The organism is Bacteroides muris (ex Fokt et al. 2023), assembly GCF_024704895.1.
Taxonomy (GTDB): Bacteria; Bacteroidota; Bacteroidia; order Bacteroidales; family Bacteroidaceae; genus Bacteroides; species Bacteroides muris.
Genome location: NZ_JAMZEE010000007.1, coordinates 75,104 through 87,486, shown reverse-complemented (window position 1 = coordinate 87,486; position 12,383 = coordinate 75,104). Strand labels below are relative to the sequence as shown.

Sequence of the window (12,383 nt, the reverse complement as noted above, 5' to 3'; positions counted from 1 at the left end):
ACTTTCATCCTTTCCCTTTTTCTCTACTTATGTTGTAAAATATATATATGAAATACTATTGTCTATTATCTATTCTTTTGTTTTCGTTGATTGCTTGTGGCAGTAGCGATGACAAGGAACCGCAATCCGAGGATGTTACCATTAAATGTTCTCCTGAAAAGATAGAGGCTGTTGCACAAGCTAGCCAATATGTGGTGAATGTGGTTTGTTCTGGTAAAGAGTGGACAGCTTTTGCCTCTGATGATTGCAGTTCATGGGTCAAAGTAAATGTAATGGGTTCTTCTTCTAGCCAAGGCACAGCGACAGTTATAGTCAGTGCTCATACGGGTACTACTTCTCGTACTGGTACGGTGGTAGTTAAATCCGGTGCTACTCGTGTATCTATTCCTCTTACGCAGGCGGCTCCTTTATCAGTGTCACAGACTGAGTTGTATTCTAATTCTATAGGAGAATCTTTTGTCTTATCTGTTATTGCTTCTGGCGAATGGAATGTGAAATCCAATGATAGTTGGATTAGCGCAGAAAAAAATAGTGGGGAAATTGTTGTGACCACTTTAGCTAATGATGCAAAGATTTCCCGTACGGGTACAGTTGAGGTTGTGGCTGGTGCAGAGAAAGTAACGGTAACAGTTATTCAAGAATCGGCTGAAGATCGGGATATCAATACCCCTGAGGGATATCGGTTGGTTTGGCATGATGAATTTAATGAGGGCACATCTCTTGGCAATGATTGGACACACGAGGTTCAAGGAGCAGGGTGGGTAAATAATGAACTTCAAAATTACGTCAATGGTTCTGCTGACGGAAAGCGTGTGACAGAACTTGTGGACGGTAAGTTGAACATTAATTGTTTCAAAGGCTCCGACGGTAAAATTTACTCTGGTCGTGTGTATGCTAAAGTGAATACTGGTTGGAAATACGGTTACTTTGAAGCACGCATCATGTTGCCTGAAGGCAAGGGGACTTGGCCGGCTTTTTGGATGATGCCGGTTGGTAATGACTGGAATACTAACCCATGGCCCATGTGTGGTGAAATAGACATTATGGAGGAAGTGGGAGTCGTACCCAACGAAGTCTCTTCGTCTATCCATACGCAAGACTATAATCATACTAAAGGTACGCAGAAAACGCATGCCATGACTATAGAACAGGCAGAGGGAGAATTTCATCTCTATGCTTTAGAGTGGACGGAAGATGCCATCACTACATACGTGGATGGTAAGGTACAGTTGGCTGTTACCAAGCAACAATTGGGAGCTGGGCATAATCAATGGCCTTTCCATTATGCTTTCTATCCCATTCTGAATCTGGCTTGGGGCGGTGATTGGGGTGGAATGAACGGTGTGGACGAGTCTGCTCTTCCAGTGACGATGAAGGTGGACTATGTACGCGTGTTTCAGAAAAAGTAGAGCTGTTTTATTTAAATGGAATTTGAATGTGCAGACTAAATGTTAGTTTTATCTATAATATAGATACTTATGCTTTAGGACAATTGATAATGAAAAAAGAAAAAATATTTATTTTTATCTGTTTGGTTTTGCTGTCTGCTTGTTCTCCTTCTGCTCTAGATGGTATTGTGATAGAGAAGGCGACAGACGGTTATAAACTTTCCATTGACGGAAGAGAAACCTATATTAAAGGCGTAGGCGGCACATATCGTCTGGACATTGCCGCCCAGAGTGGTGCCAATGCCTTCAGAACCTGGGGAGGTAATGTGGAGGAGATAAAGAAAAACCTGGCATTGGCTTCAGAGCACAACATGTACGTAATGCAGGGAATAGGTATGACCAAAGACTCTATACGCTATTACGATGATGAATATAAGAACAAGATGCGCGAAGAAGTCCGCTTGTTGGCAGAAACGTTCAAGAATGATACGAGTTTGCTGGCTTGGGGTATTGGCAATGAAATTGAGTTGGGAAATGCCAATATAGCTGCCGCATGGAATTTTGTGGAAGAACTGGCACAGCTGATTAAGTCGATAGACAAGCGTCATCTGGTTTCGACAGTGATTTCCTACAATCCGTCGGCATTGGACTCTGTGGCAAAGTATGCTCCGTCTCTCGATTATGTGGGCATCAATGTATATGGTCCGATGGGAGAGGTGCAGGCTGTTGTTGACCGGTCGGACTACAAAGGTGCATTTATGATTACTGAGTGGGGGCCGACCGGTTGGTGGGAAACTGCCTCTACGGAATGGAAAGCACCCATAGAACAGACCAGTGAAGAAAAACGGCAGGTGTACGAAGAGCGTTATACGCAATATATTTCTGCCAACCCCCGTTGCTTGGGTTCTTTTGTATTCTTGTGGGGACAAAAGGAAGAACGTACTCCTACCTGGTTTAGTATGTTTGTAGAGGATAAGGTGGATTCACTGCCATTGAAAGGAGAGAAAACTCCCATGGTGGAGGCCATGCAAAGAGTGTGGACCGGCAAAGAATTGGATGAAACGGCTCCGATAGTTCGGGGCATGACTGTCAATGGTAAAAGTGCGATTGATAATGTCCGCATCAAAGCTGGTACTTTATTTAAAGCGGAGGTTTCTGCTACAGATAAGGAGAACGATTCTTTGACTTATGTGTGGGAAGTGCTGAAAGAAGCCACAGTCCTAGGCTTTGGAGGCTCTTATGAGCCGCGTCCGGAAAGAATGGGTGATGTGGCTGTGTCAGATAAGGATGTGTATGAGACTGTGATTACAGTTCCCGGAGAATATCGTTTGTACGTATATGTGCTTGATAATACGGGGTTTGTTTCTACAGTAAATGTTCCATTTCAAGTAATAGATTAAAGATGAAAACAATGAAAATGCTCTCTGCTTGTTTGTTGCTGCTTCCTTTTATATCTTGTACTCAAGTGCAGGATACAGAAAATGATGCAGTCATCGAGCAGAAAATAGAAACGCTGTTGTCCCGTATGACATTGGAAGAAAAGATTGGGCAGATGAACCAGATTTCTTCTTATGGCAACATAGAGGATATGAGCGGATTGATAAAGAAAGGTGAAGTCGGGTCTATCCTGAATGAAGTAGATCCGGTGCGTGTCAATGCCTTGCAGCGTGTGGCAATGGAGGAATCCCGTTTGGGCATCCCTTTACTGATGGCACGCGATGTTATCCATGGTTTCAAAACTATATTCCCTATCCCTTTGGGACAGGCGGCATCTTTCAACCCGCAGGTGGCTAAGGATGGTGCACGGGTAGCGGCTGTGGAGGCTTCTGCCGTGGGTATCCGCTGGACATTTGCACCGATGATAGATGTGGCTCGCGATCCCCGTTGGGGGCGTATGGCCGAGGGATGTGGAGAAGATACATACCTCACTTCGGTGATGGGGGCTGCCATGGTAAAAGGCTTTCAGGGGGATTCTTTGAATCATCCTACCTCTATTGCGGCATGTCCCAAACATTTTGTAGGATATGGAGCTGCGGAAGGGGGACGTGACTATAACTCTACTTTTATTCCGGAGCGTCGCCTGCGTAATGTCTATCTTCCTCCATTCGAGGCTGCTGCCAAGGCTGGGGCGGCTACTTTCATGACTTCGTTCAATGACAATGACGGAGCGCCGTCTACCGGAAACACTTTTATTTTGAAAGATGTGCTTCGTGGTGAATGGGGATTTGATGGAATAGTAGTTTCAGACTGGGCTTCAGTAGCCGAAATGATAGCACATGGCTTTGCTGCCGATTCTAAAGAGGCAGCAATGAAGGCGGTAAATGCTGGTGTGGATATGGAGATGGTCAGCTATACGTTTGTCAAGGAATTGCCGGGATTGATAAAAGAAGGTAAGGTCAAGAAGTCTGCCATAGACGATGCCGTGCGGAATATTCTGCGTATCAAATTCCGGTTGGGACTGTTTGATAATCCTTATGTGGATGAGAAACGGATAGAGGAACTTTATGCTCCTTCTCATCTGGAGGCTGCCAAGCAAGCTGCTGTGGAATCGGCCATCTTGTTGAAGAACGAAAAGGAGACATTGCCTTTGCAATCTTCAGTAAAGACAGTTGCTGTGGTAGGTCCGATGGCAAATGCACCTTATGACCAATTGGGTACCTGGATATTTGATGGTGACAAGACGAAAACTGTGACACCGTTGAAGGCCATCAAGGAACTGGTGGGGGACAAAGTGCAGGTGATATACGAGCCGGGGCTGACTTATAGCCGTGACAAGAATATGGCAGGTGTTGCCAAAGCCGCTGCTGCCGCCGCACGTGCCGATGTTATTTTGGCATTTGTAGGCGAAGAGGCTATTCTTTCAGGAGAGGCGCATTGCCTGGCCGACCTGAACCTGCAAGGTGCGCAAAGCGAACTGATTGCCGCTTTGGCGAAAACGGGAAAACCGGTGGTTACTGTCGTAATGGCAGGGCGTCCGTTGACCATAGGAAAGGAAGTCGAACTCTCGTCAGCTGTACTTTATTCGTTCCATCCCGGAACCATGGGAGGACCGGCATTGGCCGACTTGCTGTGGGGTAAGGCTGTGCCAAGTGGCAAGACTCCGGTGACTTTCCCGAAGATGGTAGGACAGATACCGGTTTATTATGCTCATAACAGTTCCGGACGTCCGGCTACGCGGAATGAGGTTTTGCTGAATGACATTCCGTTGGAAGCGGGGCAGACTTCGTTGGGATGTACTTCTTTCTATATGGATGCAGGTTTCGATCCGCTGTATCCTTTTGGTTACGGTCTGTCGTATACGACGTTCAAATATGATAATGTGAAACTCTCGTCTGCCAATCTGAAGAAGGAAGATGTGCTGACTGTGACTTTCGACCTTGAGAATACCGGAAAGTATGAAGGTACCGAGGTAGCCCAGCTTTACGTGCAGGACAAGTTTGCTTCGGTGACCCGTCCGGTGAAAGAGCTGAAACGCTTTGCCCGCATCACATTGAAGCCGGGTGAGAAGAAAAATGTATCGTTTGAACTTCCGATAAGTGAACTTGCTTTCTGGAATATAGATATGGTGAAGACGGTGGAAGCCGGAGACTTTGCTCTTTGGGTGGCACCGGATAGCCAAAGTGGAGAAGAAGTTTTCTTTAAGGTAGTAGATTGATTGTTGATTGAAGGTTAAAAAAGAGAAGGGACGGACCGTGACGGTTCGCCCCTTCTTGTATTTATATGAATGCTTTGTTCATCATAAGCCCCGCCTCCCAGCAAAGGAAAACACCGGCAAATAACTCATCACTCATCACTCGTCACTTTCTTATATCCATACACCGCATTGCTTCCCAGTTCTTCTTCGATGCGAAGCAGTTGGTTGTACTTTGCCATGCGGTCTGAGCGGCTCAGCGAACCGGTCTTGATTTGTCCACTGTTGGTAGCTACGGCTATGTCTGCGATAGTCGCATCTTCCGTTTCGCCGGAACGATGGGAAGTTACGGTGGTATATCCGTGGCGGTGTGCCATTTCGATGGCGTTCAGTGTTTCGGTCAGCGAACCTATCTGGTTTACTTTAATCAGTATGGAGTTGGCACAGCCTTTTCCGATGCCCATTGCAAGGAAGTCCACATTGGTGACGAACAAATCGTCTCCTACCAACTGGCAACGGTTACCGATACGGTCGGTCAGTTTTTTCCAGCCGTCCCAGTCGTTCTCGCTCATGCCGTCTTCGATAGAGTCGATGGGATACTTGTTGATTAACTCTTCCAGATAGTCAATCTGTTCGTCGGCAGTACGTTTCTTGCCTTTTTCACCTTCGAATTTGGTGTAATCGTAGATGCCGTCATGGTAGAACTCGGAAGAAGCGCAGTCCATGGCAATCATTACATCTTTGCCCGGTTCATATCCGGCAGCCTTGATGGCGGAAATGATGGCGTTCAGTGCGTCTTCTGTGCCTTCCAGGTTAGGAGCGAAACCTCCTTCATCGCCTACGGCTGTGCTGAGGCCACGGCCTTTCAGAACTTTCTTCAGCGCATGGAATACTTCGGCACCCATGCGCAGACCTTCACGGAAGGAGTGGGCACCTACGGGGCGTATCATGAATTCCTGGAAGGCAATGGGAGCGTCACTGTGCGAACCGCCATTGATAATGTTCATCATCGGTACAGGCATCACATAGGTATTTGTACCACCGATATAGCGGTAGAGTGGAATATCGAGATAGGCGGCAGCAGCTTTGGCTACTGCAAGAGATACGCCAAGAATGGCATTTGCACCCAGATTGGATTTTGTTTTCGTACCGTCCAGTGCCAACATGGTATGGTCTATTTCCATCTGCTCGAGTGCGGACATGCCGACTAGCTTGGGAGCAATGATGTTGTTGATATTGTTTATGGCTTTCAGCACACCTTTTCCTCCATAGCGTTTATTGTCGCCATCGCGCAGCTCCAGTGCTTCGTGCTCTCCGGTGGAGGCACCCGACGGGACGGAAGCACGGCCCATAAAGCCCGATTCCAAGGTCACATCTACTTCTATGGTGGGGTTTCCTCTTGAATCGAGGATTTCACGTCCGATAATCTTTTTTATTTTCATATTTAGTCAGTTTTTATTATGAACTACCTTACTAACAAATGAAAATAGGGAATTGTTTTTCGTTTTTAATCCTTTATTGTAATGCCTAAAAGAGCAGTCAACTCCATGGCTTGGGAAGTATTGACGATGGCTCCCCGTATGTCGGGCAGGTTGAGGCGTATACCTCCTATGTGCGAGTCGCTCAAGTCGATTCCTCTTAGAGGGGTGTGTGAAAACTCGGATTCTACCAGCTCACAGTTTTCAAAGGCGATGGAGGCAAGTTTGCAGTCGTTGACGTCGCTGTTGCGCAAGTCACAAGAGGTGAAGCGGGCTTGATTGATTTTACTCATGGAAAGATTGAGGTATCTGGCATTGCAGTCCTTCATTGTCAGATGGTTCAATATTGTTTCCGGCAGATTGGTTCCCACCAGTTTGCAGGATATGAATTCCACTCTGAACAGAGAACTTTCGGCAAATGAGATGTTGGAAAGGTCGCAATGTTCAAAACGTACGTCAGTGAAATGGCAGGATTTCAGTTTGCAGGCGCTGAATTGGATATGACTGAAAGTACAGTTGGTGATGCTTTTGTAGGAATACTCCATGTGTTCCTCTGTCCGTTTACCGAAGTGAAGGTCTCTGACAGTTTCTTCCGTATTCAGCCATTCTTCCAATGATTTGGAACTTTCACTTTGTCTCTCTAAGGTAGGAGGGATGATGCGTACGGGAGGCATGACAAAAGGCTTGCTGGGTTTCATAGGGGTGTTTGGGTTATATACAGCGTCCGAAGGCGCCGCCGGCGAAGGCTGTCAGGACTCCTAATGTGATACTTAATAAGGTATATAAGGCAAATATTCCGTAGAACCCTTGTTTTATCAGAATCAGCCCGTCATTGCTGAAAGTGGAGAAGGTGGTGAATCCTCCGCACAGGCCGGTAGTTAGCAACAGCCGTACCTCGGTAGAAAGGTTGAAACGGGTGGATAAGGTATAAAATAGCCCGATGAGGAAACTTCCGAGGATGTTGACAGTGAACGTGGTCCACGGGAAAGAGTAGGGGACTATGCGTTCATGGAGCATCATCTGCATGCAGTAGCGCAGTACGCTACCGGTGCCCCCACCAAGGAAAATGGCTATCAGTAATCTGGTCATAGGTTATCCGGGTTTGGTTTGGGTTGCAAAGGTAGTGAAATTCCGGTTTGATATTGGGAATCTGCCTTTATTTCAAGTGTTCCTGCTATGGCTTTTTCATTAAAGGGAGTTGAAGGGAGTCAGAGGGGGGGATATTCAGGCAATCGCTCCCTCTTTCTTGTTTCTTCTGCCAAAGAGTGGCAATCTTGCCACAGAATATAGGTTTCCCGCCTGGCAAACACTTGCAATAAAGTTGCAAAACACAGATAATAAATTCCTGAAGTATTCGTAGCAGAAATGACAAATACAGGCTGCAAGTTCTATCCCAAGGCTTGGGATAGACATCCCCAACCTTGGGATGCCCGTTCCCAACTTTGGGATACATATCCGCAAGCTTGATTTCACTTTTTTATTGCATGTACCTACGGCTCTTTCATTTGAGGAAGTTATCAGGAGTTAAATGAAATCAGAGGCCGATAGTATCGCTCTACATTTCGGCAAATAATATTGTCCGAAAACGCATTCTTTGTTTGGTTGATATACTTCGTCCTCCATTCTGCTTACGGAGATGGGGCTCATGCAAACGTTTGCCGGTAAATCCTTTGTCTTTTATATGTATAAGGCTCAGAACTTATTGCTTTCCTGTCTATATTTGCATCACGAACATTATTTTTTAACAATAGCATGAGAAACATGAAAGCAATCTGTACAAAATTGGCCTGCTTCCTGCTCGTTTTGTTGGTGAGTGGTGTAGCAATGGCAGAGGAGATTACCTCTCCCAACGGACAACTTCAATTGAATTTTTCGGTAAATGCACAAGGCGAACCCGTCTACGAACTTTCTTACAAAGGAAAGCCGGTGATTAACCCTTCCAAACTAGGACTTGAACTGAAAAACGACCCCGGTCTGATGAATGGCTTCATGCTGGCGGATGCAAAGACTTCCACTTTCGACGAGACTTGGGAACCGGTATGGGGTGAAGTGAAGCAAATCCGTAACCACTACAATGAGCTGGCTGTGACGCTCAACCAAAAGGCGCAGGATAGGAACATCATTATCCGCTTCCGTTTGTTCGACGATGGTATGGGCTTCCGCTATGAATTCCCTTTGCAGAAGAACTTGAACTATTTCGTGATTAAGGAGGAGCGTACTCAGTTTGCCATGACTGGCGACCACACAGCCTTCTGGATTCCGGGCGACTACGATACGCAGGAATATGACTACACAGAATCCAAACTTTCTGAAATCCGCGGGCTGATGAAAGGGGCCATTACGCCTAACTCTTCGCAAACCCCGTTTTCGCCCACCGGTGTTCAGACTTCTTTGCAGATGAAGACTGCCGATGGCTTATACATCAACTTGCATGAAGCTGCTTTGGTGGATTACTCTTGCATGCACTTGAACCTGGATGATAAGAATTTCGTTTTTGAATCTTGGCTTACTCCCGATGCAGTAGGCGATAAAGGTTATCTGCAAGCTCCCTGCGCGTCACCGTGGCGTACGGTGATTGTCAGTGATGATGCCCGTGATATTCTTGCTTCCAAAATCACTCTGAACCTGAATGAACCTTGCGCATATGAGGATGTTTCCTGGATTAAACCTGTGAAGTACGTAGGTGTATGGTGGGAGATGATTGCCGGTAAGAGCACCTGGGCATATACAGACGACCTTCCCTCCATCAAACTGGGTGAAGTGGACTACTCCAAAATGAAGCCCAATGGCCGTCACGGTGCCACTAACGAAAATGTAAAAAAGTACATCGACTTCGCAGCCGAGCACGGTCTGGACCAAGTATTGGTAGAAGGCTGGAATGAAGGCTGGGAAGACTGGTTTGGCAAATCCAAGGATTATGTATTCGATTTTGTGACCCCTTATCCTGATTTCGACGTGAAGATGCTGAATGAATATGCAAGGAGTAAAGGAGTGAAGCTGATGATGCATCATGAGACATCCGGTTCGGTGCGCAACTACGAACGCCATATGGACAAGGCTTATCAGTTTATGGCGGATAATGGCTACAATGCCGTGAAGAGCGGATATGTAGGTGATATGATTCCCCGCGGCGAACATCACTATGGACAATGGCTGAACAACCACTACCTCTATGCCGTGAAGAAAGCAGCCGACTACAAAATTTGCGTGAATGCACACGAAGCTGTACGCCCTACCGGTTTGTGCCGTACTTATCCTAACTTGATTGGCAACGAATCTGCACGCGGTACCGAATATGAGGCATTCGGCGGCAGCAAGCCGTTCCATACCACATTGCTTCCATTCAACCGCTTGATTGGCGGTCCGATGGACTATACACCGGGTATTTTCGATACAAAGCTCGACTTTATGGGTGATTTGCCTCACGGACAAGTGCAGACTACACTTGCCAAGCAGCTCGCTCTGTATGTAACTTTATACAGCCCGTTGCAGATGGCTGCCGACTTGGTTGAGAACTACGAAAAGCACATGGATGCTTTCCAATTCATCAAGGATGTGGCAGTAGACTGGGATGACAGCAAGTACATTGAAGCAGAACCGGGTGATTACATTACCGTGGCCCGTAAAGCAAAAGGAACCGGCAACTGGTTTGTTGGCGGTATTACAGACGAGAATGCACGTACGGCCAACTTCACGCTCGATTTCCTTGAACCGGGCAAGCAATACGTAGCCACTCTCTATGCAGACAGTAAAGATGCCGATTACAAGGAGAACCCTACTTCTTATCAGATAAAGAAAGGTATCGTAACCGGTAAGACCAAAATGTCCGTGAAGGAAGCGCGTAGCGGTGGTTTTGCATTGAGTTTGATTGAAGCGACTCCGGCTGACAAGAAGACTGTGAAGAAGTGGAGATAATTTAGGATAGAAAGAGTTTGTATTAGGTATTAGTGAGGCCCCGCAGAAGTCCAATCTTTGCGGGGCTTTTTTTGTGTTAGGGTAAGCTCATTCTTATACCGTAAAAATAGCATCAAGACCCGAATTTTTGGTAAGTCCGTTCTTTGGGGAAACCTTTATGTTTGCACTCGGATAACAGATTGCATAATCATTAAGAATCCCTTTATATGGAAATATGCAGTCTTTTGGTTCCAATCACAAAAGTTATTATGTTTCCGATAGTAATTTCTGTATGGGACAAGAGATATATTGCCTTTTTTATTCATTTTAAATCTGCCCGAATTTCGCAAATTCTTCATACCTTTGCACCCGTTAATTTTAGAAACCAATAACAAAACAGAATTTATGGGAGGTTTTTTCGGAACAGTCGCCAAGGCAACAAGCTGTGTGGCAGATTTGTTTTACGGCACAGATTATAATTCACATTTAGGGACAAAACGTGGTGGGTTGGCTACATACGATGCGGAAACGGCGCAGTTTACCCGTTCCATCCACAATCTGGAAAGTACCTATTTCCGCACGAAGTTTGAGGATGAACTAGACCAGTTCAAGGGAAATTCCGGAATAGGAATCATTAGCGACACAGACCCTCAACCCCTTGTCCTCAATTCCCATCTTGGTCGCTTTGCCATTGTAACGGTAGCCAAAATCGTGAACCTGCAAGAACTGGAAACCGAACTGTTGGCTCAGAACATGCACTTTGCCGAACTCAGTTCGGGCAAAACCAATCAGACGGAACTTATCGCCCTTCTTATTATACAAGGAAAGACATTTGTCGAAGGAATTGAAAATGTATATAAGCATATTAAAGGTTCCTGTTCCATGCTGTTATTGACGGAAGACGGCATTATTGCTGCCCGCGACCGCTGGGGACGTACCCCGATTGTGATTGGCAAGAAAGATGGTGCGTATGCTGCCACAAGTGAGTCGAGCAGCTTTCCGAATCTTGGTTACGAGATAGACCGCTATTTGGGTCCTGGGGAGATTGTACGGATGCGTGCTGATGGTGTGGAACAGATGCGCAAGCCTGATGAAGGAATGCAGATTTGCTCCTTCCTATGGGTCTATTACGGTTTCCCCACTTCCTGCTACGAAGGTAAGAATGTAGAGGAAGTGCGTTTTGCCTCCGGTTTCAAGATGGCGCAGACAGATAAGTCAGAGGTAGATTGTGCCTGCGGCATTCCCGATTCGGGTGTAGGTATGGCACTTGGGTATGCTGAAGGTAAAGGAGTTCCTTATCATCGTGCCATTTCCAAATATACTCCGACCTGGCCTCGTAGCTTTACTCCCAGCAAGCAGGAGTTGCGTTCGCTGGTGGCAAAGATGAAGCTGATTCCCAATCGTGCCATGCTTGAGGGAAAGCGCCTGCTGTTTTGTGATGACTCTATTGTCCGGGGTACCCAGTTGCACGACAATGTGAAGGTGTTGTATGAGTATGGTGCCAAGGAGGTGCATATTCGGATTGCTTGTCCTCCATTGATATATAGCTGTCCGTTTGTGGGATTCACGGCTTCCAAAAGCGATATGGAGCTGATTACCCGTCGTGTCATCAAGGAGCTGGAGGGCGATGAGAATAAGAATCTCGATAAATATGCCACTACCGGTTCGCCCGAATACGAAAAGATGGTGGACGTTATTCGCGAACGTTTCGGACTTTCATCATTGAAGTTCAATACGTTGGAAACCTTGGTTGAAGCTATCGGACTGCCTAAGTGTAAGATTTGTACGCACTGTTTTGACGGTAGCAGCCATTTTTGATTGACAATTTGTCCTTAAGGCATAAAAAAGGGGCGTGAATTGCTTGGCAGTTCTCGCTCCTTTTTTTATCTTTACAGCACAAAATAGTAATTAATGATTAGTGATTAATGATTAATGCCATTCGGATAATGCTTTTCGCCAATTACTAATCACTGACCATTAATCACTGACCAT

8 protein-coding genes are annotated in these 12,383 nt (G+C 46.1%); 5 read left to right on the top strand and 3 right to left on the bottom strand.

What is annotated here, in order from left to right; all coding sequences use genetic code 11:
* The first annotated feature begins 47 nt into the window (after positions 1-47).
* From M1B78_RS04600 to bglX, 3 genes are all read left to right on the top strand, one after another.
* On the top strand, positions 48-1,409 hold the full coding sequence (locus tag M1B78_RS04600; RefSeq protein ID WP_257940017.1) for a family 16 glycosylhydrolase: 1,362 nt from the start codon (positions 48-50) through the stop codon (positions 1,407-1,409).
* Positions 1,410-1,498: 89 nt separating this feature from the next.
* Positions 1,499-2,788, top strand: a complete 1,290-nt coding sequence (locus M1B78_RS04595) for a glycoside hydrolase family 2 TIM barrel-domain containing protein (protein WP_257940016.1) — start codon at positions 1,499-1,501, stop codon at positions 2,786-2,788.
* Between the two features lie 2 nt (positions 2,789-2,790).
* Complete coding sequence (gene bglX, locus M1B78_RS04590) at positions 2,791-5,043, top strand: beta-glucosidase BglX (RefSeq protein WP_257940015.1); 2,253 nt, start codon at positions 2,791-2,793, stop codon at positions 5,041-5,043.
* Positions 5,044-5,171: 128 nt separating this feature from the next.
* Here the strand turns inward: bglX and eno are convergent, their stop codons facing one another.
* From eno to crcB, 3 genes are all read right to left on the bottom strand, one after another.
* Positions 5,172-6,461, bottom strand: a complete 1,290-nt coding sequence (gene eno / locus M1B78_RS04585; protein WP_257940014.1) for a phosphopyruvate hydratase — start codon at positions 6,459-6,461, stop codon at positions 5,172-5,174.
* Between the two features lie 65 nt (positions 6,462-6,526).
* Positions 6,527-7,195: a pentapeptide repeat-containing protein gene (locus tag M1B78_RS04580; RefSeq protein WP_257940013.1), complete on the bottom strand. Its 669-nt coding sequence runs from the start codon at positions 7,193-7,195 to the stop codon at positions 6,527-6,529.
* Between the two features lie 13 nt (positions 7,196-7,208).
* The gene (gene crcB / locus M1B78_RS04575; protein ID WP_257940012.1) at positions 7,209-7,586 is read right to left on the bottom strand and encodes a fluoride efflux transporter CrcB; all 378 of its coding nucleotides are present in this window, start codon (positions 7,584-7,586) and stop codon (positions 7,209-7,211) included.
* Positions 7,587-8,249: 663 nt separating this feature from the next.
* On the opposite strand from crcB, the gene M1B78_RS04570 reads away from it, so the two are divergent.
* Complete coding sequence (locus tag M1B78_RS04570; protein WP_257940011.1) at positions 8,250-10,412, top strand: glycoside hydrolase family 97 protein; 2,163 nt, start codon at positions 8,250-8,252, stop codon at positions 10,410-10,412.
* A 384-nt stretch (positions 10,413-10,796) separates the two neighbouring features.
* Positions 10,797-12,209, top strand: coding sequence for an amidophosphoribosyltransferase (locus M1B78_RS04565; protein ID WP_257931801.1), 1,413 nt, complete (start codon positions 10,797-10,799; stop codon positions 12,207-12,209).
* The last annotated feature ends 174 nt before the right edge of the window (positions 12,210-12,383 follow it).

What these genes read in the sequence shown, in the direction of transcription:
- M1B78_RS04600 (WP_257940017.1), top strand. Translation starts at nt 48, where the DNA reads ATGAAATACTATTGTCTATTATCTATTCTTTTGTTTTCGTTGATTGCT.
- M1B78_RS04595 (WP_257940016.1), top strand. Translation starts at nt 1,499, where the DNA reads ATGAAAAAAGAAAAAATATTTATTTTTATCTGTTTGGTTTTGCTGTCT.
- bglX (WP_257940015.1), top strand. Translation starts at nt 2,791, where the DNA reads ATGAAAACAATGAAAATGCTCTCTGCTTGTTTGTTGCTGCTTCCTTTT.
- eno (WP_257940014.1), bottom strand. Translation starts at nt 6,461, where the DNA reads ATGAAAATAAAAAAGATTATCGGACGTGAAATCCTCGATTCAAGAGGA.
- M1B78_RS04580 (WP_257940013.1), bottom strand. Translation starts at nt 7,195, where the DNA reads ATGAAACCCAGCAAGCCTTTTGTCATGCCTCCCGTACGCATCATCCCT.
- crcB (WP_257940012.1), bottom strand. Translation starts at nt 7,586, where the DNA reads ATGACCAGATTACTGATAGCCATTTTCCTTGGTGGGGGCACCGGTAGC.
- M1B78_RS04570 (WP_257940011.1), top strand. Translation starts at nt 8,250, where the DNA reads ATGAGAAACATGAAAGCAATCTGTACAAAATTGGCCTGCTTCCTGCTC.
- M1B78_RS04565 (WP_257931801.1), top strand. Translation starts at nt 10,797, where the DNA reads ATGGGAGGTTTTTTCGGAACAGTCGCCAAGGCAACAAGCTGTGTGGCA.